21 protein-coding genes and 1 pseudogene are annotated in these 26,933 nt (G+C 70.1%); 15 read left to right on the top strand and 7 right to left on the bottom strand.

Translation table 11 applies throughout. The features are described 5' to 3' along the window. Positions 1 to 16: 16 nt before the first annotated feature. The 9 genes from JK364_RS35755 (at position 17) to JK364_RS35715 (ending at position 11,247) form a co-directional block, all read left to right on the top strand. On the top strand, positions 17 to 994 hold the full coding sequence (locus JK364_RS35755) for an ArsR/SmtB family transcription factor (protein WP_201855534.1): 978 nt from the start codon (positions 17 to 19) through the stop codon (positions 992 to 994). Between the two features lie 205 nt (positions 995 to 1,199). Beyond that, on the top strand, positions 1,200 to 2,360 hold the full coding sequence (locus JK364_RS35750) for a mandelate racemase/muconate lactonizing enzyme family protein (RefSeq protein WP_201855533.1): 1,161 nt from the start codon (positions 1,200 to 1,202) through the stop codon (positions 2,358 to 2,360). Continuing rightward, positions 2,357 to 3,388 carry a zinc-dependent alcohol dehydrogenase gene (locus JK364_RS35745; protein WP_201855532.1) on the top strand — a complete coding sequence of 344 codons (1,032 nt, stop codon included), beginning with the start codon at positions 2,357 to 2,359 and terminating at the stop codon, positions 3,386 to 3,388. Before JK364_RS35750 ends, JK364_RS35745 begins: the two co-directional genes overlap by 4 nt. A gap of 259 nt (positions 3,389 to 3,647) precedes the next feature. Further along, a complete protein-coding gene (locus tag JK364_RS35740; protein ID WP_201855531.1) occupies positions 3,648 to 4,637 on the top strand; it encodes a hypothetical protein in 990 nt (329 codons plus the stop codon). 33 nt (positions 4,638 to 4,670) lie between these two features. Beyond that, complete coding sequence (chvE, locus tag JK364_RS35735) at positions 4,671 to 5,780, top strand: multiple monosaccharide ABC transporter substrate-binding protein (protein WP_201855530.1); 1,110 nt, start codon at positions 4,671 to 4,673, stop codon at positions 5,778 to 5,780. Positions 5,781 to 5,794: 14 nt separating this feature from the next. Further along, complete coding sequence (mmsA, locus tag JK364_RS35730) at positions 5,795 to 7,357, top strand: multiple monosaccharide ABC transporter ATP-binding protein (protein WP_201855529.1); 1,563 nt, start codon at positions 5,795 to 5,797, stop codon at positions 7,355 to 7,357. Further along, positions 7,354 to 8,586, top strand: coding sequence for a multiple monosaccharide ABC transporter permease (mmsB, locus tag JK364_RS35725; RefSeq protein WP_201855528.1), 1,233 nt, complete (start codon positions 7,354 to 7,356; stop codon positions 8,584 to 8,586). The genes mmsA and mmsB overlap by 4 nt, the downstream gene beginning before the upstream one ends. 43 nt (positions 8,587 to 8,629) lie before the next feature. Next, positions 8,630 to 9,799: an aldose epimerase family protein gene (locus JK364_RS35720; RefSeq protein ID WP_201855527.1), complete on the top strand. Its 1,170-nt coding sequence runs from the start codon at positions 8,630 to 8,632 to the stop codon at positions 9,797 to 9,799. A gap of 167 nt (positions 9,800 to 9,966) precedes the next feature. Continuing rightward, a complete protein-coding gene (locus JK364_RS35715; protein ID WP_201855526.1) occupies positions 9,967 to 11,247 on the top strand; it encodes a pyroglutamyl-peptidase I in 1,281 nt (426 codons plus the stop codon). 62 nt (positions 11,248 to 11,309) lie between these two features. Here JK364_RS35715 and JK364_RS35710 read toward each other — a convergent pair whose 3' ends face one another. Beyond that, positions 11,310 to 12,050: an ATP-binding protein gene (locus JK364_RS35710; RefSeq protein WP_201855525.1), complete on the bottom strand. Its 741-nt coding sequence runs from the start codon at positions 12,048 to 12,050 to the stop codon at positions 11,310 to 11,312. Between the two features lie 288 nt (positions 12,051 to 12,338). Between JK364_RS35710 and JK364_RS35705 the strand changes: the two genes are divergently transcribed. Together JK364_RS35705 and JK364_RS35700 are read left to right on the top strand one after the other, a co-directional pair. Then, positions 12,339 to 13,703: an NsdA family TPR-like regulatory protein gene (locus JK364_RS35705; protein WP_230993010.1), complete on the top strand. Its 1,365-nt coding sequence runs from the start codon at positions 12,339 to 12,341 to the stop codon at positions 13,701 to 13,703. Between the two features lie 23 nt (positions 13,704 to 13,726). Continuing rightward, complete coding sequence (locus tag JK364_RS35700) at positions 13,727 to 14,290, top strand: GNAT family N-acetyltransferase (RefSeq protein WP_201855524.1); 564 nt, start codon at positions 13,727 to 13,729, stop codon at positions 14,288 to 14,290. Positions 14,291 to 14,397: 107 nt separating this feature from the next. Here JK364_RS35700 and JK364_RS35695 read toward each other — a convergent pair whose 3' ends face one another. After that, positions 14,398 to 15,210 carry an EI24 domain-containing protein gene (locus tag JK364_RS35695; RefSeq protein WP_201855523.1) on the bottom strand — a complete coding sequence of 271 codons (813 nt, stop codon included), beginning with the start codon at positions 15,208 to 15,210 and terminating at the stop codon, positions 14,398 to 14,400. Between the two features lie 57 nt (positions 15,211 to 15,267). Next, positions 15,268 to 16,170, bottom strand: a pseudogene (locus tag JK364_RS35690) (exonuclease/endonuclease/phosphatase family protein); the annotation flags it as partial. Between the two features lie 94 nt (positions 16,171 to 16,264). Here JK364_RS35690 and JK364_RS35685 point away from each other — a divergent pair. Continuing rightward, positions 16,265 to 17,953 (top strand): PHP domain-containing protein, encoded by a 1,689-nt coding sequence (locus tag JK364_RS35685; RefSeq protein ID WP_230993009.1) that lies wholly within the window; start codon positions 16,265 to 16,267, stop codon positions 17,951 to 17,953. A gap of 98 nt (positions 17,954 to 18,051) precedes the next feature. On the opposite strand, the gene JK364_RS35680 is transcribed toward JK364_RS35685, so the two are convergent. Beyond that, the gene (locus JK364_RS35680; RefSeq protein ID WP_230993008.1) at positions 18,052 to 19,212 is read right to left on the bottom strand and encodes a pectate lyase family protein; all 1,161 of its coding nucleotides are present in this window, start codon (positions 19,210 to 19,212) and stop codon (positions 18,052 to 18,054) included. Between the two features lie 322 nt (positions 19,213 to 19,534). Here JK364_RS35680 and JK364_RS35675 point away from each other — a divergent pair, with 322 nt between their 5' ends. Continuing rightward, a complete protein-coding gene (locus JK364_RS35675; protein WP_201855522.1) occupies positions 19,535 to 20,377 on the top strand; it encodes an intradiol ring-cleavage dioxygenase in 843 nt (280 codons plus the stop codon). A 143-nt stretch (positions 20,378 to 20,520) separates the two neighbouring features. Here the strand turns inward: JK364_RS35675 and arfA are convergent, their stop codons facing one another. Continuing rightward, positions 20,521 to 22,029: an arabinosylfuranosidase ArfA gene (arfA, locus tag JK364_RS35670; protein ID WP_201855521.1), complete on the bottom strand. Its 1,509-nt coding sequence runs from the start codon at positions 22,027 to 22,029 to the stop codon at positions 20,521 to 20,523. Between the two features lie 237 nt (positions 22,030 to 22,266). On the opposite strand from arfA, the gene JK364_RS35665 reads away from it, so the two are divergent. Continuing rightward, positions 22,267 to 23,493 carry a serine hydrolase domain-containing protein gene (locus JK364_RS35665; RefSeq protein WP_201855520.1) on the top strand — a complete coding sequence of 409 codons (1,227 nt, stop codon included), beginning with the start codon at positions 22,267 to 22,269 and terminating at the stop codon, positions 23,491 to 23,493. Between the two features lie 49 nt (positions 23,494 to 23,542). Here the strand turns inward: JK364_RS35665 and JK364_RS35660 are convergent, their stop codons facing one another. Then, complete coding sequence (locus JK364_RS35660; protein ID WP_201855519.1) at positions 23,543 to 24,655, bottom strand: ABC transporter substrate-binding protein; 1,113 nt, start codon at positions 24,653 to 24,655, stop codon at positions 23,543 to 23,545. Between the two features lie 330 nt (positions 24,656 to 24,985). After that, positions 24,986 to 26,005: an NADP-dependent oxidoreductase gene (locus JK364_RS35655; RefSeq protein ID WP_201855518.1), complete on the bottom strand. Its 1,020-nt coding sequence runs from the start codon at positions 26,003 to 26,005 to the stop codon at positions 24,986 to 24,988. 88 nt (positions 26,006 to 26,093) lie between these two features. Here JK364_RS35655 and JK364_RS35650 point away from each other — a divergent pair, with 88 nt between their 5' ends. Next, the gene (locus JK364_RS35650; protein WP_201855517.1) at positions 26,094 to 26,522 is read left to right on the top strand and encodes a MarR family winged helix-turn-helix transcriptional regulator; all 429 of its coding nucleotides are present in this window, start codon (positions 26,094 to 26,096) and stop codon (positions 26,520 to 26,522) included. The last annotated feature ends 411 nt before the right edge of the window (positions 26,523 to 26,933 follow it).

Raw genomic sequence — 26,933 nt, 5'->3', positions numbered from 1 at the left:
CGGCGGGGGTGGCCGGATGGGGCTGTGGCTGGTGGACGCGGACTCGCTCGCGCGCGGCCGGTTCGTCCGCTCCGCCCTGGCCGAGACCACCGCCGCCCTGATCACCCTGGAGCGGGCGAGCGCCGCGCACCCGGGCGAGCGGGCCTGGCTCGACGCCCATCTGCCCGCCTACCGGGCGCGGTTGGCCGACGACCCGGTGACCGCGCTGCTCGTACGGGCCGCGCTGGGCCGGACCTGGCTCGCGGACTTCCTCACCCAGGCGCCGCCCGGCGAGGGTGAGCCGTCCTTCGAGGAGGAGCTGGCCCGGATCCGTACGACGGCCCCCGCCGCCGCCCGCTCCGACCTTACGGTCTCCCTGGGCCGCGCCCCACTCCCGGACGCGCTGCGCCGCGACGATCTGCCGGGGCTCCTCGCGGAGCTGCTGGAGTGGGTGTGGACGGAAGCCGTACGGCCCACTTGGCCGCGCCGCCGCCGGATCATCGAGGCCGATGTGGTGGCGCGGACCGGGCAGGTGAGCCAGGGCGGCTGGGCGGCCGTCCTGGACGGTATGCGGCCGGGGATGCGCTGGCTGGGCGGCAGCCGGCTGCAGATCAACGCCCATGACAACCCGCCCCGCGCGGTCCACGGCGCCCAGTTGCTCTTCGTCCCCGTCACGCCCGTCACCGGATGGGTCTCCTGGGACGCGCCGCACCGCTACGCCGTGGTCTACCCGTGCGCCGGTGTCCTCGCCGGGTCCGAGCCGCGACCGGCCGCCGGCCCCCTCGCCCGGCTCCTCGGCCCGGCCCGCGCGAGCGTCCTGCTCCTCCTCGACACCCCGAAGAGCACCACCCATCTGGTGGCCCTCACCGGCCAGACCCTGGGCTCGATCGGCCGCCATCTGCGCGTCCTGCGCGAGGCCCAGCTGGTCCGCAGGCGCCGGGCGGGGCGTTCGGTTCTGTACGACCGGACGACGGCGGGCGAGGTCCTGGTGAAGGCGCAGCGTGGCGGCGGGTAGTGCGGGCGTCGCAACGAACATCCCGATAGGTATGTTGTCCGGTGAGATGATCGGTCATGATGGTTCTTGATCGGTCATGATGGGTTGTCACGTTCGAACGTCATTCGACGCACAACCATTGACACCTCTGACGGGCACTTACTACCGTCACGTCAACATTTCGAACGAGTGACGAAATATCGAACACCGCGAAGGGTCGATTGCTGTGCGCATCACCGGTATCAGTACGCATGTCGTCGGCACCCCCTGGCGCAATCTCACCTATGTGCAGGTCCATACGGACGAGGGGATCACCGGCGTCGGCGAGACCCGCATGCTCGGGCGGACCGATGCGCTGCTGGGCTATCTGCGTGAGGCCGAGACCAATCACCTCGCCGGGTCGGACCCGTTCGCGGTGGAGGACCTGGTCCGGCGGATGAAGTACGGCGACTACGGCCGGGCGGGCGAGATCGTGATGTCCGGCATCGCCTGTGTGGAGATGGCCTGCTGGGACATCAAGGGCAAGGCGCTCGGGGTGCCCGTCTGGCAGCTGCTCGGCGGAAAGGTGACGGACCGGGTCAAGGCGTACGCCAACGGCTGGTACACCGTGGAGCGCACGCCCGAGGCGTTCCACAAGGCGGCCTCCACGGTGGTCGAGCGCGGCTACCGGGCGCTGAAGCTGGACCCCTTCGGCACCGGCCACTTCGAGCTGGACCACGCCGAGACCCTGCACTCGCTCTCCCTCGTGGAGGCCGTACGGGACGCGATCGGCCCGGAGACCGAGCTGCTGGTGGAGATGCACGGGCGGTTCAGCCCGGCGACCGCCGTAAGGATCGCGGGAGAGCTGGAGCGCTTCCACCCGTCGTGGCTGGAGGAGCCGGTGCCGCCGGAGAACCTCAAGGCGCTCGCGAAGGTCGCGGAGAAGACGCGGCTGCCGATCGCCACGGGCGAGCGCATCCACGACCGGATCGAGTTCCGCGAGCTGTTCGAGTCGCAGGCCGCCGACATCATCCAGCCCGACGTCGGCCATATCGGCGGCATCGGCGAGACCCGCAAGCTGGCCGCCACCGCCGAGACCCACTATGTGCTGATCGCCCCGCACAACGTGGGCGGCTCGGTGCTGACCGCCGCGTCGCTGCAGGTCGCCGGCTGCACCCCGAACTTCAAGATCCTGGAGCACTTCAACGACTTCGCCGACGCGGAGATCAAGAAGGTGGTCAAGGGCGCCCCGCAGGTCGTGGACGGCTACTTCCAGCTCTCCCACGAACCCGGTCTCGGCGTGGAGCTGGACACCGACGCGGCGGCCGAGTTCCCCCAGCAGCAGGCCCACTTCGACCTGTGGGCCGAGGGCTGGGAGAAGCGGGACCCGAAGGGCGGACGGCAGTGACCGCGCTCGTCCTCGACGCCCCCGGCGCGTTCCGTCTCGTCGAGACCGGCCCGGCCGCCGAAGAGGCCCCGCCCGGCCCCGGTGACGCGCGGGTGCGGGTGCACGCCTCCGGGATCTGCGGCAGCGACCGCGAGCTGTACCAGGGCAACCGGCCCGAGGGGTACGTCCGCTACCCCGTCACCCCCGGCCATGAGTGGTCCGGGACGGTCGAGGCGGTCGGCGCGGGCGTCCCGGAGGCGCTCGTCGGCCGTAAGGTCGTCGGCGAGGGGTTCCGCAACTGCCAGGTGTGCGACCGCTGCCACGCCGGGGACACCACCTTGTGCACGGCCGGGTACGAGGAGACCGGCTTCACCCAGCCCGGGGCGATGGCCGACACCCTGGCCCTGCCCGCCCGGCTGCTGCACCCGCTGTCCGACGACGCCGACCTGGGCGCGGCCGCCCTGCTGGAGCCCGCCGCGTGCATCGCCGCCGCCGCGCTCAAGGCCCGTGCCCAGCCCGGTGAGCGGGTCGCGGTGGTCGGCACCGGCACGCTCGGCATGATCGCCGTGCAGTTCCTCGCCGCCGTCTCCCCCGCGCGGCTGCTGGTGGTGGGCACCCGCCCGGACCGGGAGCGGCTGTCGCTGTCCTTCGGCGGCACCGAGTTCCGCACCCGGGACCAGCTGTCCGACCAGCTCTCGGGCTATGACGTGGTGATCGAGACCGCCGGATCGGCCTCCGCCGCCCGTAGCTCCGCCTCCCTGCTGCGCCGGGGCGGCCGGCTGGTGCTCACCGGCATCCCGGCGGCGGGCGCGGAGGGTCTGGACCCCACCGATCTGGTGGTCCGCCAGATCGAGGTGCAGACCGTCTTCGGGGCCCCGCCCGCCGCCTGGGCGCACGCCGTACGGGTCTTCGACGCGGGGCTGCTGAGCCTGCGGCCGCTGGTCACCCATGAGCTGCCGCTGACCGACTTCGCCTCGGCGATCGAGCTGGTCGGCAGCGGCGATCCGGCCGTCGGCAAGGTGCTGCTGCGTCCGCAGGGCCTCGACTAGCGCATGTGTGAGACCTCGCCGTGCCAAACCCCGCCGTGCCGAACCCCGCCGCGTCAAACCCCGCCGCGTCAAACCTCGCCGCGTCAAGCCTCCCGCCCCCGACTCCGGTCGTCCCACCAGCCTTTCGGACCCGACTCCAGTCATCACACCAGTTCTCCCGACCGTCTCTAGTCATCACCCCAGCCCCACCCGGACAACGATGTCCAGGGCAGCACCAGCCGGACGCCGAACCACCGGCCATCACTCCACAGGGAGCACCGTGACCGCCGCCTCACCCGCCTCTTCCGGCCCCCGCCGCCCCGCCGACGCGGCCCTCGCCTCGCTCGGCCACGCCGCGCCCGCCCCCGACCCCGCCGACGCCTCCGCGCACACCTTCCCCGACGGCGGCACCTGGCGCACCGAGGTCCCCTCCGTCGAGGGCCCGGAGGCGCTGGCCACCGTGTTCAAGGAGGCCGGGCGGCTGGATGTGCCGATCCACCGGATCAGCCAGGGCAGCGGCGTCTGGATGCTCACCGATGCCGAGATCACCGAGATGGTGGAGTGCTGCGCCGAGCGGAACGCCGAGCTGTGCCTGTTCACCGGCCCCCGCGGCACCTGGGACATCGGCGCCGCCACCCGCTCCGACTCCGGCGGCGGGGGGCTGCGCGCCCGTGGCCATGACGCGGTGGCCGGTTGTGTGGAGGACGCGCTGCGCGCGGTCTCGCTGGGCGTGAAGTGCCTGCTGGTGGCCGACGAGGGGGTGCTGTGGCTGCTGAACCGGCTGCGGGCGAGCGGCGAGCTGCCCGCGGACACCACCTTCAAGCTGTCCGCGCTGGTCGGCCCGGTCAACCCGGCCTCGTTCGCGGTGTACGAGCAGCTCGGGGCCGACTCCATCAACATCCCGTCGGACCTGACGCTGGAGCACCTCACCGAGATCCGCCGGGTCTCCCGCGCCCCGATGGACTTCTATGTCGAGGCCCCGGACGACCTCGGCGGCTATGTGCGGCTCTATGACGCGGCGGAGCTGATCCGGCGCGGCGCCCCCATCTATCTGAAGTTCGGGCTCAGCAAATCCCCGGGGATCTACCCGTACGGCGCCCAGCTGCGCGACGTGGCGCTGGGCAGCGCCCGTGAGCGGGTGCGCCGCGGGCGGCTCGTGCTCGACCTGCTCACCCGGCTGGGCGCGGACGGCGGGATGTCCCCGCTCGGCTCCCGGCTGCCGGGTCCGCTGCGGCGTTTCACCGCCGACGCGGACCTCCCCAGTTCCTGAAGCAACGACGCCCCAGGGAAGGACCCCAACACCATGCGCACGGTAAGAGGAGCACGAGCCGCGGCGATAGGCGCCGGCCTCCTCGCGCTCTCGCTGACCGCCACGGCCTGTGGCCAGGAGGCGGTCGGCGGCAGCCGGTACAAGAGCAAGGAAAAGGGAGGCACGATCGGCATCGCGATGCCGACGAAGTCCTCCGAGCGGTGGATCGCCGACGGCCGGAACATGGCCAAGCAGTTCCAGGCCGCGGGCTACAAGACGGACCTCCAGTACGGCGAGGACGACGTCCGTACCCAGGTGTCCCAGATCGAGAACATGATCACCAAGGGCCATCGGCTGCTGGTGATCGCGCCGATCAACGGCGGGGCCCTCTCCGACGTCCTGAAGCAGGCCCATGAGGCCAACATCCCGGTGATCTCCTACGACCGGCTGCTCCTGGGCACCAAGAACGTCGACTACTACGCGACCTTCGACAACGAGAAGGTCGGCAGGCTCCAGGGCCAGTACATCGCCGACAAGCTGGGGCTCTCCAAGGGCCGCAAGGGCCCGTTCTCCATCGAGCTGTTCGCCGGGTCCTCGGACGACAACAACACCAAGTACTTCTTCAACGGCGCCATGAAGGTGCTCAAGCCGTACATGGACAAGGGCGAGCTGGTCGTCCGCTCCAAGCAGACCAGTCTCAACCAGCTCTACACCGAGAAGTGGAGCGGCAGCGCCGCCCAGGACCGCATGGAGGACCTGCTCAACAAGGCGTACAGCAGCCGCGATGTCGACGCCGTGCTGTCGCCGTACGACGGCATGTCCATCGGCATCCTCTCGGCGCTCAAGGGGGTCGGCTACGGCTCCAAGTCCAAGCCGTACCCGGTGGTGACCGGTCAGGACGCCGAGCTCGCCTCCGTGAAGTCCATTTTGCGGGGCCAGCAGATGCAGACCATCTACAAGGACACCCGCAAACTGGCGAAGGCCACCGTGGCGATGGCGAAGGCGGAGCTGACCGGCGGAAAGCCCCCGGTCAACGACACCAAGTCGTACGACAACGGTGAAAAGGTCGTGCCGACCTTCCTGCTCAACCCGGTCAGCGTCGACAAGTCCAACACACAGGTACTGGTCGACCAGGGTTACTACACCGCGTCGCAGCTGAAGTAGGGCGGTACCGGGCTATGAGCACCATTCTCGAATTGCGTTCCATCACCAAGACGTTCCCCGGTGTCAAGGCGCTCTCCGATGTCAATCTCCGCGTCCGCCAGGGTGAGATCCACGCCCTCTGCGGGGAGAACGGCGCGGGAAAGTCCACCCTGATGAAGGTGGTCAGCGGGGTCCATCCGCACGGCAGCTACGACGGCGAGGTCCTCTTCGACGGCGAGGCGAGCGCCTTCAAGGACATCCGGGCGAGCGAGCAGCGCGGCATCGTCATCATCCATCAGGAACTGGCGCTGATCCCCTATCTGTCCATCGCCGAGAACATCTTCCTCGGCAATGAGCACTCCCGGCGCGGCCTCATCAGCTGGAACGAAACCCTCAGACACGCCACCGCACTGCTCAAGCGGGTCGGTCTGACGGATTCTCCGCAGACCCGCGTCACCGATATCGGCGTGGGTAAACAGCAGCTGGTGGAAATCGCCAAGGCGCTCTCCAAGGAAGTGAAGCTGCTCATCCTGGACGAGCCGACCGCGGCGCTCAACGACGAGGACAGCGGAAAGCTCCTCGATCTGCTGCTGGAATTCAAGGCGCAGGGCATTTCCTGCATCCTGATCTCCCACAAGCTCAATGAGATCCGCCGGGTCGCCGACTCCGTCACCATCCTGCGCGACGGCCAGACCATCGAAACCCTGACCGTCCGGGAGACCCCCGAGGCCGACCCCGAGATCTCCGAGGACCGCATCATCCGCGGCATGGTCGGCCGCGACCTCGACCACCGCTTCCCCGACCGCACCCCGTACGAGGGCGAGGACGCCTCCGAGGTGGCCCTGGCCGTCGAGGACTGGACCGTCCACCACCCCATCGACCAGCAGCGCAAGGTCGTGGACGGGGTGTCGCTGAACGTACGGCGCGGGGAGATCGTCGGCATCGCCGGGCTGATGGGCGCCGGCCGCACCGAACTCGCCATGAGCGTCTTCGGGCGGGCGTACGGGCGGTACGCGGGCGGCCGGGTGTTCCGGGACGGCGAGGAGGTCCGTACCCGCACCGTGCCGGAGGCGATCGACCACGGCATCGCGTATGTCACCGAGGACCGCAAGCACTACGGGCTCAACCTCGATGACACCATCAGCCGCAATGTCTCGCTCTCCTCGCTGACCAAGGTGGCGCGCCGCGGCGTGGTCAACGAGCACGAGGAGTCACGGGTCGCCGAGCGGTTCCGCACCACCATGAACATCAAGGCGCCCACGGTCTTCGAGCCGGTCGGCCGGCTCAGCGGCGGCAACCAGCAGAAGGTCGTCCTCAGCAAGTGGATCTTCGCGGGCCCCGAAGTGCTCATCCTCGACGAGCCCACCCGTGGCATCGACGTCGGGGCCAAGTACGAGATCTACACGGTCATCAACGATCTGGCGGCCCAGGGCAAGGCCGTCATCTTCATCTCCTCCGAGCTGGGCGAGCTGCTGGGGATGTGCGACCGGATCTACACGATGGCGGCCGGGCGGCTGACCGGGGAGGTTCCCCGGGCCGAGGCGACGCAGGAAGTTCTGATGCGCCACATGACGAGGGACAGAGGAGACGAAGGATGAGCACGGCCACCCAGAAGACCGAGAGCCCGGCCCCACCGCCGGCCGAGGGCTCGCCCAGCGTCGGGACGCTGCTGCTGCAGGGCCTGCGGTCCAATATGCGGCAGTACGGAATGCTGGTCGCGCTCGCCCTGATCATCGTCATCTTCCAGATCTGGTCGGACGACATCCTGCTGCGGCCGCTGAACGTCACCAACCTGGTGCAGCAGAACGGCTATATCCTCATCCTCGCGATCGGCATGATGATCGTGATCATCGCGGGGCATATCGATCTGTCGGTCGGCTCACTGGTCGCCTTCATCGGCGCGGCCGCCGGCGTCATGATGATCAAACACGATATGCCGTGGGGCCTCGCGGTCGTCCTCTGTCTGCTGCTCGGCGCGGTGGCCGGGGCCTGGCAGGGCTTCTGGATCGCCTACATAGGCATTCCGTCGTTCATCGTCACCCTGGCCGGAATGCTGGCCTTCCGCGGCGGCACCCAGATCCTGCTGGACGGTCAGTCCCTGTCGCCGTTCCCCGACGGCTTCGAGAAGATGAGCACCGGCTTCATCCCGGAGATGGGCCCGTACACGGAGTACCACAACCCCACGATGGTGATCGGCCTCGTGGTCTGCGCCGCCGCCGTCTGGCAGGAGTGGCGCGCCCGGCAGCAGCGGGCGGCCTATGAGCTGGACGTGGTGCCGCTGGGGCTGTTCTTCGTCAAGTGCGCCGCGATCGTGGCCGCGGTGATGGCGTTCACCATGACGCTGTCCAGCTGGCACGGCGCGCCGTACGGGCTGCTGATCCTGGCCGTGCTCTTCGTCGTGTTCAGTTTCGTGATGCGCAACACCGTGGTCGGGCGGCATGTGTACGCCCTCGGCGGCAACCAGCCGGCGGCCAAGCTGTCGGGTGTCCGGGACAAGCGCGTCACCTTCCTGGTCTTCGTCAACATGGGTGTGCTGGCCGCCCTCGCCGGTCTGGTCTTCGCCGCCCGGCTGGGCTCCGCCACCCCCAGCGCGGGCCTCAACTTCGAGCTCGAGGCCATCGCCGCCGCGTTCATCGGCGGCGCCTCGGCCAGCGGCGGCGTGGGCACGGTGCTCGGCGCGATCATCGGTGGTCTGGTGCTCGGCGTGCTCAACAACGGTATGTCGCTGGTCGGCATCGGCACCGACTACCAGCAGGTGATCAAGGGTCTGGTGCTGCTGGCCGCGGTCGGCTTCGATGTCTGGAACAAGCGCAAGGTCGGGTCGTAACCCATCAGCTGTCCCCCAAGGATCTAGCCTTATGGAGCCGCATATGACCACGAGCAGACGCACGGTGATCACGGCGGCGGCGGCCGGACTGGCGGCCTCGGCCGCCACGACCGGCACCGCCCACGCGAACAGCGGAGGGGACTCCGCGGGCAAGGGAGGCGCGGTGAAGGAGCACTTCGGCACGCTCGCGGACGGCACCGAGGTCGACCGCTGGACGATCGAGAACGCCCGCACCCGGCTGCGCGTGCTCAGCTACGGCGGCATCGTGCAGGCCCTGGAGATCCCCGACCGCCACGGCCGCCGCGCCAATGTGTCGCTCGGCTTCGACGACCTGGATTCCTATGTGGCGGACAGCCCGTACTTCGGCGCCCTCATCGGCCGCTACGGCAACCGCATCGCCCGCGGCACCTTCACGCTGGACGGCAAGAAGTACCAGCTGCCGATCAACGACGGGCCGAACAGCCTGCACGGCGGCGACAAGGGCTTCGACAAGCACGTCTGGTCCGTGGAGCCGTTCCGCAAGGGCGCGGACGTGGGGCTCACCCTCCGCCGGGTGAGCCCCGACGGCGAGATGGGCTACCCCGGCACGCTCACCGTGCGCGTGGACTACACGCTCACGGCGGCGGGCGACTTCCGCATCGACTACGAGGCCACGACCGACAAGGCGACGGTCGTGAACCTCACCAACCACACGTACTACAACCTGGCCGGGGAGGGCAGCGGCTCCGTCTACGACCACCGGCTGGAGATCGCCGCCAGCCGCTACACCCCGGTCGACAAGACCCTCATCCCCACCGGCGAGCTCGCCCGGGTGGCCGGGACCCCGTTCGACTTCCGCCGCGCCAAGGAGATCGGCCGGGACATCCGGGATGCGCACCAGCAGGTGCTCTACGGGCAGGGCATCGACCACAACTTCGTGCTGGACAAGGGCATCACCAGCCGTCCGGAGCACTTCCTGACGGTGACCGAGCCCGAGTCCGGCCGGGTGATGCGGATCGCGACGACCGAGCCCGGTGTGCAGTTCTACACCGGCAACTTCCTGACCGGCACGTTCGCGGGCACATCGGGGCGGGTCTACCGGCAGGGCGACGCCTTCGCCCTGGAGACCCAGCACTTCCCGGACTCGCCGAACCAGCCGTCGTTCCCCTCGACGGTGCTGCGGCCGGGGCAGACGTACCGGTCGACGACGGTGCACTCGTTCTCGACCCGCTGAGCGGCTCCGCCGCGCGCGGCCCTGCAGCTCATCGGTTCCCCTCCCGTACCGTGCTCCAGAGCACGGTACGGGAGGGGTTGTCGTTTTCCCCGGGCCCCTGGCGCCCGGCCCCAGCCCCAGCCTCCGGCCCCCGTCATCCGTCACCTCCTCACCCGAGAGGACCCCGCATGAGACCGATACGCCCCCGGCTCGCCCTGCTCGGCGCCGCCCTGCTCGCCGCCGCTCCCCTGAGCCTCGCCGCGCCGACGACGGCCGCAGCCGACACCACCGCCACCCCCACCGTCGAGGAGCAGCGGCTCGACAAGGCCGCGCCCCAGGAGATCCTGCGCCGCAGCGGTTTCGACGACGCGGCGCCGGACTTCGCCCGCGCACTGGCGGGGACGCACTCCGCCACCGAGGCCGAGCGAGTGATCTCACACGAAGGCGGGCATCTGTGGAAGCGCGCCGTGGACCGCGTACAGGGCCGGGGACCCGCGGGCGGGGACCTCAGCCGGGACGACGACCGGCCGCTGTACTGGGCGCGGCTCGGCATGACCCGGGCGCTCGGCCAGTGGCAGCCGGGCTTCCCGCTCACCGACGCCCGCCGCGCCGCGCTCCTCACCACGCTGGAGCGCACCTCCCGCGGGCAGGACTCACTCGACCTCCCCGCCGACAAGGCCGGTAAGCACATCAAGCGCATCGTGGTCACCGGCTTCGACCCGTTCCAGCTGGACGCCGATGTCCGCCGCTCCAACCCCTCCGGCGCGGCGGCGCTCGCGCTGGACGGGACGACGATCCGTACGGACAGCGGCCCGGCCCGCGTCGAGACCGCCGTCTTCCCCGTCCGCTGGACGGACTTCGCGGACGGCACGGTCGAGCGGACCCTGCTGCCCGCCTTCCGGTCGGGCCCGCGCCGGGTGGACGCGTTCATGACGGTCAGCCAGGGCCGAGTGGGCCGCTTCGACGTCGAGCGCACCAACGGCGCCTGGCGGGGCGGCTACCCCGACAACGCGAACATCTCCCGGACCGAGACCGTACCGATCCCGGCCGGTGTGCCGACCCCGAACCCCCAGCCCCAGTGGACGACGACCACCCTCCCCTACGAGAAGATCGTCACGGCGAACACCGGCGCCACCCCCGTCTACGACCACACGGAGGTCACCGAGATCCCGGCGGGCGCCACGACCCCGGTGGTCCGGCCGAACGGCCCGACCCCCGGCTCGACGGCCCGCGCGGGCGGCGGCGGCGACTACCTCTCCAACGAGATCGCCTACCGCGCCACCCTGCTGCGCGACGCGGTGGGCCTGAAGGCCCCGGGCGGCCATCTCCACACCCCGGTCCTCCAGTTCGGCCCGGGCAACACCGACCCCGCCACGGGCCAGGTCACCGACCCGGACTTCGTCCACAACCGCGAGGCCATCACCGTCCAGGTCCGCTCAATCCTCACGGTGGTCGCGGCCACGACCTGACGTCGGGCGCGGCGAGTGGGGCAGGCGTGTGGGCCACGACAACCTCCATACGGTGGGCGGACTCAATAAGGGCGCAGAGGAGGAAGGACAACCGCTCCTTGCGGATCATGAGGGGACGGTGTGCTCTCGACGATCGGCAGGAAGACCGCAGGGCGTGCATGCCAGATGAAGGTGTACGGCCCAGCCGTCATGCGAAGCGTGAATGCCTCGCCCCGCTCCAGGGCCTCCGCGGGCCCACGCCACGCATCGGACAGCAGGTCCCAGAAGTAGCCGACGGCCGGTACTCCCATAGCGACCGCGACGACGCGCCCTTGAACGCGGGCCCAGTGGATCGCCGAGTCCGGCGACGGCGATGCGTTCGAGGCGAGCCGTGTTCCGTCACCCGAGCGCCACTCGCACCAGAACCCCGGCGACATCGCGATGGGGTCCGGCGCGGCGATAGTGCACCAGGTGAGGGTGCCATCCAGGCTGGTACCCCAATTCTTGGCAAGGGCGTCGATGATAAGCATCCCGCGGCCGCTTTCCTCTCCCGGGTTCGGTCGTTTGACCATGGGGTGGCCAGGACTGCCGTCACTCACCTCGATGCGGAGTTCGTTCCTCCAGCGGGAAACGGAGAAGCCGATCTCATCCGCCTCTCCATACCGAACTGCATTGGTGACAAGCTCGCTGATAAGTAGCTTCGCCGTCTCAACACAGTCGTGGAGCCCCCACAATCTGAGATGCGCCGCTCCAAGGCGACGTAACCGCGCCACCTGCTGAGGTGTGCGCGAGCAGGACACGACGAAGCATTCGGGCTGGTCCATGGCCCTCTCCGGGCATTTTGCTTGCGGTCTTGTTACGCGCCAAGGTGACTACGGTCAGTCGCCATTCGTGCACGTAACGAGGTACTGGACCGAGCGTCGCAACCACTTCCGGTGCAGATCCACCGTCAGACCGCCGTCAGTCTGGGGTAGCCGAACGAACGCCTTTGGGCAGACTCCGGTCAGAGTTGGGTCAGAGTCGCTGACTTACCGGTGAGCACGCGACGTCGCGGGAATAACGGCCGTACCGTCGCTACACGGGCTTGGGAACCACAGCGCAAGGGGACTCCGATGACAACGCTCCTCCGGGTCCTGTTGGACGAACAGGGTTGGAAGGACTACGCGGCCTTCGCTCATCAGTATCAGCTGGCCGCTCGAAGCCTGGCCCAGGAGACAGGAGCGTCATCCCTGGCCACGCTCACCCTCTCAGAGAGCACCTTCGAACGCTGGTACTTCGGAAAGGTGACGCCGCAAAACGACGCACGACGTGTACTCAGTCATCTTTTCAAACGGCCGATCACCCAGCTCCTCGCCGAAGTACCGCCCACGGTCGAACCCGTACTTCCCGAGCGCTGGCGCATCGCCGCCAGCCCGCAGCACGTCGAATGCCGCGTCGGTCCCGACGCGGACCTTCCCTGGATGGAAAGGCACGCAGCCATGGCCGCAAGGCGCGCAATCCGATTTGCCATCGGTGCGGAGCGAAACGAAGTAGGACAGGAAACGCTGGCGCATCTCCAGGACGAGGTTCGGCGCATCGCTGAGATCTACGTTCGTGTCCCCCTTGGAATGATCCTGGATGATCTCACCCACATTCAGGACGAGACATTCCGTCTGCTGGAGAGCGGCCACGCCAGGCCCTCGCAGATCCGTGACCTGTACCTACTCGCTTCACTCCAGTCGGGAATGCTGGCCAAGGCGGCACACGACCTCGGTGATCCCCAGTCAGCCATGATGCAGGCCCGAACCGCCGCCGTCTGCGCCGACCAGGCCGAGCACCAAGGAATGGCCGCATGGGTCCGAGGGCTCCAGTCATTGATCTCCTATTGGGCTGATCGCCCCGAGGACGCCCTGCACTATGCCCGTAAGGGAACCTCCACAGGAGGCAACCTACGCGGCAGCGTCAACGTGTGGCTGGCGGGCTTGGAAGCGCGAGCGGCGGCCTTGCTGGGCGATGCGGAATCCGTCCACGCAGCGAACCGCCGCGCAGAGGACCTGCGGGAACGCACCCTGCCGGACGACTTGGACGCACTTGGCGGAAACTTCTTTTTTCCACAGGTCAAGCAGGCTTACTACGAAGTCGAAGCGTGCGTACTGCTCGGTGACGGCAACGCACATCTCGTCGCACGTGCCGAGGAAGCCGTGCACGGCTTCAGCGACCCCAACGACCCGTACTGGGCATTCGGCGACCTGGCCGGAACGCAGTCGGACCTGGCTCTCGCTCGCCTCTCCACGGGCGATCTGGACGGAGCCGTCGAAGCAGTCCAGCCAGTACTCGACCTCCCGCCCAACCAGCGCAACGCCGGCATCATCGGCTCCGTTCAGCGGGTGCGCTCATCGCTCATGCGCGGAATGGTCCGGGACGCCGCCGCGGCGCGGGAGTTGCGCGCGGAGATCGCGGTCTTCAGTAGCCGTCCCGCGCTGGCCCTGCCCAGCTGAACGGACAGAGGTAGAGTCCCGCCATGTATCCGGTCCTTCGCGACGACGTTCGCCTCTCGCTGCGCGAACTCACCATCGATGACGTGGATGCCGTTCTCGCGATTTACGGCAGCCCGGACGCCACCGAGCACCTGAGCTTCACACCCCGCTCGCGTGCCGAAGTCGGAGGCATCGTTGCGCGTTCCATTGCCTCGGCGTCGGCGACCCCACGCGACGAGTACGCGCTCGCAGTGGCCGCGCGCAGCGGCGGTGAGCTGGTGGGCTTTGCCCGCCTTGCGCTGGACCCCCACCAACAAAGCGCGGCGACCATCGGATTCGCCCTGCGACCGGACACCTGGGGAGTGGGATACGGACGGGAGACAGTCGGCCTCCTCCTCGGCCTCGCCTTCGCCGATCTCGGCCTTCACCGGGTTTGGGCGGCCCGGGCTCCTCTCAATGTCGCCTCGGAGAAGACGCTGCTCGCGGCGGGCCTGATGGAAGAGGGGCGCATTCGCGGCCATGTCCACGTGCGCGGCGCATGGCGTGACTCCATCGTCTATGGGGTTCTTCGCGAGGAGTGGGAGGAGCAGGGCGGCAAGCGCACGTGAGCGCCATCCAGCGCGCCGCGTGCTGAGGAGGATGACGCCGTAGAGGGCTAACGGGTCGCTTCGGAGGCCGGGGAGGCGGGTCTTCAGGTCGGCGCGGCTACGCCCCCTTACGACCCGCCATTCACGCCGTTGAAGGCGCCCGCCGGGCCCGCCGCCGTCTCGCCCTGCGGCGCCGCGTCCTCGTCCTCGCCCGTCAGGTCGCGTACGAGCAGCGTCGCGCCCGCGACCGCGCCCGGCATCAGGAAGACCGCGACCAGCGGGATCAGGAAGAGGACGGACAGCGGGACGCCGAAGGCGAGGGAGAGGAGGCGGCGGGAGCGGAGCATGCGGCGGCGCTCCTTCAGCAGGATGCCGCGGCGCAGCAGGGCGATCGAGGTCAGTTCCTCGGTGAGGAAGAAGGCGGTCACGCAGAAGGCCAGTACGGGGATCACGGTCTGGCCGACCCCCGGGATGAAGCCCAGCGCGAAGAACAGCACGCTCCAGAGGGCGACGCGGATGAGCAGGGCGATGGCCTCGCGCAGCCCTATCCACAGCTCCGCCCAGGTCGACATCCCGGACTCGGGCACCGCGCCGCCCTCGGTGCGGTCGACCGCCTCGGAGAGCGACTCGTAGAAGGGCTGGCCGACCAGCAGCGTGACCGCCGTGAACGTGATGATGGCGAGGAAGAGGCAGGTGGCGGCGAAGAGGATCGAGAGCGCGCCGCGGAAGACGCCGAGCCAGGGTGAGGACCAGTCGTCGGCGAAGGGCGTGGCCCATGCGATGACGTCGTCGGTCCAGAAGAAGAGGGCGACGAGGGCCGCCGCGTATCCGACGAGGGTGATCAGGGCGGGAATCATCCCGAACCCCCACCATCTCCCGTGCCGGGCCGCCCAGCGTTGCCCCTTCATCAGATAACCGAAGCCACTCACAAGATCACGCATGGGCCGAAGCCTACTGGCCTAGCGTGACGCGACAGGAACGCCGGGTTCGCCGGTCCGCCAGGTGAAGTCGACGGTGTGCGGATAGTGGTCGGACAGCGGTTTGCCGTCGGCGTCGAGGAAGGACGTGTGCGCGTTGTGGTAGCGGGTGGCGGTGAGGGAGAGCCGCGGGCCGGAGCGGTAGAGGACCTTGTCCACGACCTCGCAGGTGTCGGTGACGTTGTCCGGGTCGCAGACGAGGGCGTCGGAACCGGCGGGCGGGGCCGAGCCGCCGCGTACGAGGTCCACCCAGGCGTCGGTGAGGCCGTTACGGGTGGCGAGGTCGCGGATGTTGTCGGCGGTGCGGGTGTAGCGGGTGTTGGTGTCGCCCATCACGAGCACCGCGTTGCCGGCGGAGTGGGCGGCGATGTAGTCGGAGAGCTGGGTGACGTTGGCGCGGCGGGCGGCGAGGTCGGCGTCCGTCGTCCCCGCGTTGGGGTGCAGGTTGTACAGGTCGAGGTAGGCGCCCTCGGCCAGCCGCACCCGGGCCACGCTGAAGCCCTTCGGGGTGAGGCAGTCGGTGCCGTTGCACCTCTTCCACTTCACCCGCTCGAAGCCGTCGTACGGCAGGTCGGAGAGGGTGTTCAGACCGTCGCCGAAGACGGCGGGACCGCTGGTGGGGGTGCGGTACGGGTGGTCGTCACCGGCGTAGAGCGCGGCGTGGTAGTTGAAGTCCTCCTGGACGTTGACGATGTCGTACGCGCCGAGCCGGGGGGAGATCAGCGGGGTGTTCTTGGCGGGGTGGCTGGAGGACAGGCCCTCGGGGAGCCCCGCCACGTTGTAGGTCAGGACGTTGAACGTGCCCGTGGTGGCCTGGTGGGTGCCGGTGTCGGCCACCGCGGGCGTGGCGCCGGATGTCGTGACGGTCGCGCAGAGGGTGAGTGCCGCCGCGGCGGCGATGGCTAAGCGTCCGATGAGTCTCAAGGAGGTGTCCTCTCGGCTGATGAACCGCTGACGATGGGCTGTTGGGCGTGCGGTGTTCGGCTGGTGTTCAACCGCGGTCCTTACCTTCGCGCTCATGGCCCCCGGACATCACCACCCTCACGATGAACTCGCGGTGCACAGCCTGCCCCCGGCCCTCGACCTGTCCGTACGGGACGACGAGCTGACCCCCGACCAGCTCTCCCGGCGCTCGATGCTGCGCCGGGCGGGGCTGCTGGGCGCGGGGCTCGGCGCCGTGGGCGTGCTGGACGGCGGCACCGCGCGCGCCGTCGCGGCGAGTGGCGCGGCGTCGCCCGGCTCCCGGCACGGCGGCGGCTATCTGTGGCTGGCCGGGGACCACCACATCCACACCCAGTACAGCAACGACGGCAAGTACCGGGTCATCGACCAGGTGCGGCAGGGTGCCCGGCACGGCCTGGACTGGATGGTGATCACCGACCACGGGAACGTCACCCACGCCCGGATCGGGGTCGAGAAGGTCAACCCCGACATCCGCGAGGCGCGCGCGGCCCACCGGGACGCGCTGGTCTTCCAGGGGCTGGAGTGGAACATCCCCGGCGCCGAGCACGGCACGGTCTTCGTCCACCCCGGCCGGGACGAGGTGGCGGTGCTCAAGGAGTTCGAGAACTCCTTCGACGGGTCGGTCAAGAACGCCGGCGACTCCACCCCGCGGAACGAGGCCCTGGCCATCGCCGGTCTTGACTTCCTCTCCGACGCGGTGCGCCGACGGCGCGTCAAGGCCGCGCTGATGCTCGCCAACCACCCCGCCCGCAAGGGCCTGGACTCCCCGCACGAGATCCGGGGCTGGCGGGACGCCCAGCCGCATATCGCCGTCGGCATGGAGGGCGCGCCGGGCCACCAGGCCGCCGGGATCCCGGCCTCCGCGCACGGTCCGGGCGGTGCGCGCGGGCTGTACGAGAACGCCCCGGGGCCGCAGTCCTTCGCCGCGTACCCGGCCGAGTCGTACCGCACCTGGGGTGGCTTCGACTGGATGACGGCCACGGTGGGCGGGCTGTGGGACAGCCTGCTCAGCGAGGGCAAGCCGTGGTGGATCACCGCCAACTCCGACTCCCACAACGTCTACGCCGACACCGCGATGCGCGGCCCCGGCAGCGACTACGAGACCAACGGACGGCAGAACGACCCGGTGTACCGGGGCGGGCTCGACCTGGCGGAGAACGACTACTGGCCGGGCCAGTACAGCCGTACCCATGTGGGCGCCGAGGACTTCTCGTACGCCGCCGTCATGGACGGCATCCGGGCGGGCCGGGTGTGGGTGGACCACGGCGGGCTGATCAGCGGCCTGGACGCGCGGCTCGGCGGTGGCCGGGGCCGTTCGGTCACCCTCGGCGGCACGCTGCACGTGGAGCGCGGCACCCGGGTGCGGCTCGAGGTGGACATCGCCCTGGCTAACGGCCCCAACTGGGCCGGTTTCGTACCGGAGTTGGCGCGCGTGGACGTCATCCAGGGCGAGGTCACGGGGGCGGTGAGCGACCGTGACACGTTCGCGGCGCCGCGCACCCGGGTGGTGAAGTCGTTCGAGGTGAGCGGCACGACGGGAACGGTCCGGCTCTCCTACGACCTCGGCCCGGTGGACCGCCCGCTGTACGTACGGCTGCGCGGCACCGACGGCAACCGTGCGGCGGTGGGCGCGCGGGGCGCGGCGGTGGATCCGCACGGCCCGGCGATGGATGTGCCGGGCGACGCGGATCCGTGGCGCGATCTGTGGTTCTACGCCAACCCCATGTGGGTGCTGCCCTCCTGACGACCACGATCGCGACCACAGCCACGGCCACGACCACGACCACGGCCACGGCCACGGCCACGGCCACGGCCACGGCAGGGTGCCGGCGCTGACGCGTTTCAGAGCTTTCCCGTGCCCGCCTGGGCCGTGACGGTGGCCACGACGGAGGACGCCGGTTCCGCCGTGTACGCGTACGGCGGGGTGGTGAAGCTGCCCGTCCGGGAGATCTCGGTGGCCGCCCCGCCCAGGTCGTTGCCGCGCAGCACCGCGTAGCCGTCGACATCGCTGTCCCGGCTGGTGGTGACGGCCACTTCGGTGTCGCGGAAGACGTTGTTCTCGACCAGCGTCTGCGCCCCCATCCGGGAGTGCACACCGGTTTCCGCGCCCTGGACGTAGTTGTCGTAGAAGTGGCCGGTGCCGAAGCGCAGGCTGGGGATGCGGGAGTACACGTTGGTGAACCAGTTGTGGTGGTACGTCACCTTGAGGTGACCGGTGTCCTCGCTCGCGTTGTTGTCGCTGTGGCCGACCAGGCTGCCCTTGAAGTGGTCGGCGAACTTGTTCCAGGAGACGGTGATGTTGTCCGAGCCGTGGTTGATGTCCAGCAGACCGTCGTAGTAGTCCTTGTCGTGGTCGCGGTCGGCCGAGAAGGTGTTGTGGTCGATCCACACCCTGGTGGACTTCTGCACGGTGATGCCGTCGGACGGCTTCCGGGGCTTGCTGATGGCGAGGTTGCGGACGATGACGTTCGTCGACTCCTTCAGCCGCAGTCCACCGCCGGTGAAGCCTGAGCCCGAACCCACGCCCAGCACGGTGGTGTTGGAGCCGATGTCCACCTGGCCGGTGAGGGAGATCAGCCCGGAGACCTTGACCACCTTGGCCTTGTCGCCGGTGACGGCGGCCTTGAAGGCGTCCAGGGAGGTCACGGTGGTGGCGGTGGCGTTCCCGCCGCCCGTGGTACCGGCGCCGAAGCCGATGGGGGTGGTCTCGGCGGCGGGACGCGTCCCCGTGGCGGAGCGTGCGGCGGTGGCGTGTGCGGTGTCGGAGCGTGCGGAGTCGGCGCGTGTGGCGTCGGCGCGTGTGGCGTCGGCCGGGTCCGCGCCATGGGCGGAGACCGTGGAGAGGCCGCCGAGGGCGAGCGCCGCGGTGACGCCCGCGGCGACCGCGGTCAGCCGGCGTCGGTCGCGGACGGTGACGCGGGTGACGCGGGTGACGTCCATGACATCGCCGTCGTCCAGGACATCGCCGTCGTGCGTGGTGCCGTGGTCGTGCGTCGAGCGCATGGGGGAGTCCTCTCATTCGGAGGATCTCCACACGGGAGGGGTAATCGCTTGCGGGATGAGCGAGGGTGGGCGGCAAGCACGCTGATCACAAAGGCCGGTGGAGATCGCCAAAGGTTGCGGCTCTGACGGGTGTGGGGCCCTGGCGCCGGGCGATGTGGTCAGGATCGCCCCGGCGGACAGCGGCCATCCCGGAAGAAGCTAGTAAGCGCTTGTGACGCTGTCAACACTCGTATGAGGTAAGGGAGTTGGCCGTATCGAGAGTTGACGGGCGGGGACTTTGCCGAATCCACAGGCGTCCCACAGAAACCACCCCTACCTTTCCATGCTCATGACAGACTTATCCTCCGCCCCCATGGGGCGCCGAAGAGTACTGCTCGCCGGAAGCGCCGCCGCGGCGGCCATCGGAATCGGCGCGGGCACGGCCGCCGCCCGCCCGGAGTCGGCCGCGGCGAGTGGCACGGCCGCCGGATCCGCGGCCGGATCCGCGGCCACCGGGACCACCACGGCCACCGGCACCAGCGGTACCGGGGCCCGCGACACCGCCGCCATCTGCACGCTCACCAAGGAGCTCACCGAGGGCCCGTACTACCTCGACCACGCCCTCGTGCGCGCGGACGTCACCGAGGACAAGAAGGGAGTCCCGCTCGAACTCGTCCTCACCGCCGTGGACACCGCCACCTGCGCGCCCATCAACAAGGCGCTGGTGGAGATCTGGTACTGCGACGCGCTCGGCGAGTACTCCGGCTTCGTCGGCAACAACGGCCACCAGGAGCCGGACAACGGCAAGTTCCTGCGCGGCGGCGTGCTCACCGGCACCGACGGGGTGGCCAGGCTCACCGGGATCTACCCCGGCTGGTACCGGGGCCGCTGCATCCATGTCCACCTCAAGGTGCACACGGGCGTCACGCTCACCCCGGACGGCTCGTTCACCGGCGGCAACGAGATCCACACCGGTCAGCTCTTCTTCGACGAGAAGATCACCGAGGCGGTGGCCAAGCTCTCCCCGTACTCCACCAACACCGTCCCCCGCACTCCCCTGTCCGCCGACGGCATCTACGGCAACGGCGGCACCGCCGCCGGACTGCTCGCCGTGACGGCGCTGGGCAGCACGCCATCCGCCGGCTATCGCGGCACGCTCACGGTCGGCGTCGACCCGGACGCCTGACCGGCCACGCCGCCGCACCTCGTCCCGTCCCCCGTCCCCCGTTCCTCGTTCCTCGTTCCCGCGTTCCTCGTTCCCGCGTTCCGCCCACGCCCCGCCCGGCCCTCCGGGCGGGGCCCTTCCCGCCCGGATACTCGGGCGGATGCTCAGGCCAGGCGTATGACGTTCCAGGACATCGGCTCGAGCGTGGTGCGCAGGGCGCCGTCCGCGAGCCCCGTGCCCTCGCCGGGACGCGGGGTGACGCGCTCGGGGTCGGTGAGGGTGTTACGGGCCTCGGGGTCGGCGTCGGCGAGGACGGCGTGCTCGACCACACGGGTCACCGGGAGGGCGGACAGGGCGATCTCCAGCGGGAGCGGCCGGTGCTGGTCGCGGTTGACCGCGAAGACCGTCACCGCGCCGGTGGACTCGTCGAGCACGGCGGTGGCGTGCAGCAGCGGCACCTCGCCGTAGACGGGGGTCTCGTACGTCGGGCTGTCGACGTTGACCCGCAGCACCCGCCCGCGCCCGTGCGCCGACGCCTGCGCGAACGGGTAGAAGGTGGTCTGCCGCCAGGCGGGGCCGCCCGGTTCGGTCATGATCGGGGCGATGACGTTGACCAGCTGGGCGAGGCAGGCGACGGTGACGCGATCGGCGTGGCGGAGCAGGGCGATCAGCAGCGAGCCGACCACGACGGCGTCGGTGACGGAGTAGTTGTCCTCCAGGAGGCGCGGGGCCTCCTCCCAGTTGAGCGGCTCGGCGTTGTGGTAGTGGGTCTGGTACCAGACGTTCCACTCGTCGAAGGAGAGGTTGATCTTCTTCTTCGACTTCAGCCGGGCGCCGATGTGATCGCAGGTGGCGACGACGTTCTCGATGAAGGACTCCATGTCCACGGCCGAGGCGAGGAAGGAGTCGCGGTCGCCGTCGCGCTCCTCGTAGTAGGCGTGCAGGGAGATGTGGTCCACCAGGTCATAGGTCTCCTGGAGGACCGTCGCCTCCCAGGCGGCGAACGTCGGCATCGACTGGTTGGAGCTGCCGCACGCCACGAGCTCCACGTCCGGGTCGATCTGCCGCATCGCGCGGGCGGTCTCGGCGGCGAGCCGTCCGTACTCCTCGGCCGTCTTGTGGCCGGTCTGCCAGGGGCCGTCCATCTCATTGCCCAGACACCACAGCCCGATGCCGTACGGATCCTTGTCGCCGTGGCCGATCCGGAGGTCGGCGAGGGCGGTGCCGGACGGGTGGTTGGCGTACTCCTGCAGCTCGAGGGCCTCGGCGACGCCGCGGGTGCCGAGGTTGAGCGCCATCATGGGCTCGCCGTCGACCTTACGGACGAAGTCGATGTACTCGGAGAGCCCGAACCGGTTGGGCTCGGTGGAACGCCAGGCCAGATCGAGCCGCCGCGGCCGCTCCTCGACCGGCCCGACACCGTCCTCCCACTTGTAGCCGGAGACGAAGTTGCCTCCCGGATACCGGATGACGGTGACGCCCAACTCCCGGATCAGCGCGAGGACATCGGTACGCAGCCCGGCCTCGTCGGCGGCCGGGTGGCCCGGCTCGTGGATGCCGGTGTAGACGCAGCGTCCGAGGTGTTCGACGAACGAGCCGAAGAGGCGGGGGTTGACGTCGCCGACGGCGAAGGCGGGGTCGAGGGTGAACCGGGCGGAATCGGTCTGCGGCATGACGGCCCATCTCTTCGGGTGTCGCGACCGCGCGGGTGCGGGAGGGCGCGACTATTCGACATATCGACCAGCGCTCGTTTCTTCGAACGCGACCGTAAGATCTCGCCACGGCGTGCGTCAATGGCAGGACACCGTCGGGGTGTCCGGGCTGAGCGGCCCGCACTGGGGGGATATCCCCCTTCCGATCCTGGGGTGTGCCGGATCGCACCCCGCCGGGGGCGAAATTAGCGTTCGGCCATGACTTCGACTCCGCGAAGGCACCTCGCCGTGGCACTCGGTGTCGCTACGCTGCTCGCCGCCCAGGCGGCCACCGCCGTCGCCCGGCCCGCCGGTCCCGCCGGTCCCGCCGGTCCGGCCGGTCCGGCCGGTCCCACCGGTCCCGCCCCCGGGGAGCGGTTGCGCCAGGACACCGAGGCGATCCACGCCCTCGGGGTCAGCGGTGTGCAGGCCCGCGCGATCGCGCCCGACGGCCGGCAGTCGGTCGCCACCAGCGGCACCGCCGACCTGAACACCGGCCGCCCGGTCCCGTCCGACGGCTACTTCCGCATGGCCAGTACGTCCAAGACGCTGGTCGCCACCGTGGTCCTCCAGCTGGAGGCCGAGGGCGAACTCTCCCTGGACGACACCGTCGACCACTGGCTGCCGGGAGTGGTGCGGGGCAACGGCAACGACGGCGGCCGGATCACCCTCCGCCAACTGCTCCAGCACACCAGCGGCATCCACGACGACCTGCCCGGATACACCACGCCGGGGGAGTACTACCAGCAGCGCCACGACATCCACGGCCCCGAGGGGCTGGTGGCCCGCGCCATGGCCCACGCGCCGGACTTCCCGCCCGGCGAGGGCTGGGCGTACTCCAACACCGGCTATGTCCTGCTCGGCATGGTCATCCAGAAGGCCACCGGTCACCCCGCCCACCAGGAGATCGAGCACCGCGTTCTGCGCCCGCTCGGCCTCGACCGGACCCGGTGGATGGGCACCTCGCCCACCCTGCCCCGGCCGCACGCCAAGGCCTACCAGCTCTTCGGCCCCGGTTCCGTGGTGGACGTCACCGACCAGATACCGGTGGACCACGAGAACCTTTCGTGGGTCACGACCACGCGGGACGAGAACCGCTTCCTCCGCGCGCTGCTCGCCGGCCGCCTGCTGCCGCCGCGGCAGCTGGCCGAGATGAAGCGGACCGTCCCCGTGAGCGCGGAGGTGCAACGGCTGTGGCCCGGCGGCCGATACGGGCTCGGCCTGGTCGAACGCCCCCTGAGCTGCGGCGGAACCTACTGGAGCCACGAGGGCGGGGACGGCGGCTACATCACCCTCAACGGCGTCACCGACGGCGGCGGGCGAAGCGCCGTGGTCTCCATGTCCGAGGCGCGCGGCGACACCCCGGAGCACATCCTGGACCAGGAGAACGCGGCCAGTGCCCTGATCGACCACGCGCTGTGCGCCGGGAGCCCCGGCACCCGGTGAACGGAGGCACTGGGCAGCCGGACCTCCGTGCCCGCTCAGCCGTGCCCGCTCAGCCGGTGTGAAGGACCCGAAAGCGATCGGGCTCCGCCGGATCCCGGTCGACGACCTGGACCGGCGGCCAAGTCCATTGCCACACGCCGATGCCCGGCGTGCGGGAGAACCGGATCCGCCCGCGGGTGCCTTCGACCGCGACGCGCGACCAGGACGCGGCGACGCGCGCCCGGTCCGTGCCCTGAGCACGCAGCACCTCGGCGAGGACGGTGACCGTGTCGTAGCCCTCGAAGGCGACGAAGGAGGGCGCCGCGGCCAGCCGCTCGCGAAGGGCCGTCTCGACTCGTGCGCCGAGCGGGCCGAGGCGCTCGGGCAGATAGCGCAGGAACGGGATCGCGGCGCCGTCGTCGCCCAGCGACGCCGCCCACTCGGCGAACTCCGGCTGCCCGGCCGGAGCACCCATCATGACCCCGGCGAGGCGCTGGTCGCGGCGGACGGACCTCACGATCGACACGGCCGGCTCCGGGTGGCCGGCCAGAAGCAGGAGGGCCGTCGCGCGATGGGCGACGAGTTCGTCGCACACGGCCGCGGGGGTGAGTGCGCGCATGTCGAGTTCGATGACGGTGCCGCCGCGTGGCGCGAGATGGTCCCGCAGAACGCGCGTCCCGGACGCCCAGTAGACACTCGGCTGGGTGGCCACGGCGATGCGGCGGTGGCCCGCGCCGAGGAGGAAGTCCGCGTAGATCCGCCAGCCGTGGGACTGTGCCGGGGCGAGGCGCGCGACCCAGTCCGTCGGCTGTTCGGTGAGCGCGTCGAGAACCGCCGACGAGCAGAGGAACGGCAGGCCGAGGGCGTCGGCGCGGGCGGCGGCGGCACGAGCGACGACGCTGTGGTACTCCCCCGCCAGGGCCGCCACGCCCAGCTGGGCCAGTTCGTCCACAGCCGCCGCGGCCCGCTGTGGATCGGCCGCGGTGTCCCGGACCACCAGCTCGAGTGGGCTTCCGGCGATCCCGCCGTCGTCATTGACGTCGCGTACGGCCAACTCGAGTCCGGCGAGCACATGTTGGCCCGCCTCGACCCAGCCGGGCCGAGACAGCGGAACGAGAGCACCGATCTGGACGGATGATCCGTCCCGCCGTGGCGGGCGCGCCTGGGTGACCATGCCGGACATTGCATCCGCCGCCGTCGCCGACAGGCAACCGATTATGTACTCGCCGAGCCGCCAGGCATTCGCCGTCGAGCGATCCCTTGACCCATCTCACCGACGCCTCTAGCGTGCGGCCGACGTTACGGAAACGTTCCGGAACTTTTTCCGCCTGGGAACCGCGCGGGTGCGCGACGGACGGCTGGCGGTCGAGCTGCCGGGGCGTTCGCTGACGACGGTGGTGCTGCGATAGCCGGGACCGCCCCTGCCACACGGGTGGCAGGGGCGGGCGAACCGTCAGTCCTCGAAGGCTCAGCGCTCGATGACTCAGTCCTCGAAGGCTCAGTGCTCGAAGGCTCAGTCCTCGAACGAGACGATCATCTTGCCGGTGTTCTCCCCACGGAGCATCCCGAGGAAGGCGTCCACCGCGTTCTCCACGCCCTTGATGACGGTCTCGCGGTAGTGCAGCTTGCCCTCGCGGATCCAGCCGCCGACCTCCTGGAAGAACTGCTCCTGAAGGTGCTGGTGGTCCCCGACCAGCATGCCCTGCATCCGCAGCCGCTTGCCGATGACCATCCCGAGGTTGCGCGGGGCGGCGGGCGGCTCGGTGACGTTGTATTGCGAGATCATGCCGCAGACGGTGATCCGGCCGTGCACCTTGAGGCGACTGATGGCGGCCTCGAGGTGCTCACCGCCGACATTGTCGAAGTAGACGTCGATCCCGTCCGGCGCGGCCTCCTTCAGCTGGTCGCCGACCGGGCCGCTCTTGTAGTTGAAGGCCGCGTCGAAGCCGTACTCGTCGAGCAGCACCCGGACCTTCTCGTCCGAACCGGCGCTGCCGATCACCCGGGAGGCGCCCTTGAGCTTGGCGATCTGGCCGACCTCACTGCCCACCGCGCCCGCCGCGCCCGAGACGAAGACCGCGTCGCCCTCCTTGAAGGAGGCGACCTCCAGCAGCCCCGCGTAGGCGGTGAGGCCCGGCATGCCGAGCACCCCGAGGTAGGCGGGGAGCGGGGCGATCTCGGGGTCGACCTTGACGGCGCTCTTGGCGTCCACCGTCGCGTACTCACGCCAGCCGCCGAAGTGCAGGACGTGGTCGCCGACGGAGATGCCCTCCGCGTTGGAGGCGACGACCTTGCCGACCGCGCCGCCTCCCATCGGCTGGTCCAGCTGGTACGGCGGCGCGTACGACTTCACGTCGTTCATGCGGCCGCGCATGTACGGGTCCACCGACATGTAGAGATTGCGCACCAGCGCCTGCCCGGGGCCCGGCTCGGAGACCGGGATCTCGCGCAGTGCGAAGTCCTCCGGCTTCGGCCACCCCTGGGGGCGGGCGACCAGATGCCATTCACGGCCGGTGGTGGGGATGACGGACATGGAAGGGGCCTCTCCTATGCTTCAGCAGATGAAACAATCATGCTGCTTGATATTTCATGTTGTCAAGTAAATGGGTACCCTGGTGGGCATGACGTCCCGTACCGACCCGCTGACCCTCGAGGTCGTCGAGCTCATCGGCACCATCGTGGCCCGTTATCACGAGGAATACGAGGAGGCCGCGGCCAAGCACTCCCTGACCGGGGCACAGGCCCGGGTGCTGGCCCTGCTGGCCGGCGGCCCGACGCCGATGCGACGGCTCGCCCAGCAGCTGAAGTGCGAGCCGTCGAACGTCACCGGGATCGTGGACCGCCTGGAGTCGCGCGGCCTCGCCGAGCGCCGCCTTGACCCGGCCGACCGCCGGGTCAAGCTGGCCGCCGCCACCGAGGCGGGCCGGGAGACCTCCGCACGGCTCCGCGGCTCGCTCGACTTCGCGCGCGAGCCGCTGGCCGAGCTCTCGGACGAGGAGCGCACGATACTGCGCGACCTGCTCAAACGGATGCTGGGCAGCGCGCCGTAGGGGCCGCGCCGCAAGCCGCGCCGCGGAGGCCGTTATGCGTGTCGCTGGGACCGCCCGGCGACGGGGTGTCCGGCGGATCGTTCCCCTCCCCGCCCCTTCCCGATACCAGGGGCTCCGCCCCTGGACCCCGAGACCCGGGGCAGAGCCCCGCCACGCGGCGGAACCGCATATCGACGCCCCGGGAAGGGGCGGAGCCCCGATCCGACGCCTCGGGCGAACCCCCTGCCGGGGGTCTTGGGCGAGAGCCCCGACCCGGCGCCTCAGACTGAGCCCCCGCCGGGGCCTACGACGGGAACCCCGACCCGGGGATCTGAGGCGGGAACCCCCTGCCGGGGCCTCGGGCGGGAACCCCGGTCCGGCGCCTGGGGCGGGAACCCCGGCGCGGCGCCTCAGGCGAACCCCCTGCCGGGG

It is taken from the genome of Streptomyces endocoffeicus, assembly GCF_016741935.1.
In the GTDB taxonomy this organism is placed as follows: Bacteria; Actinomycetota; Actinomycetes; order Streptomycetales; family Streptomycetaceae; genus Streptomyces; species Streptomyces endocoffeicus.
Note: the sequence above shows the minus strand (reverse complement) of the source record. Positions and strands in the feature narration are given on the sequence as shown.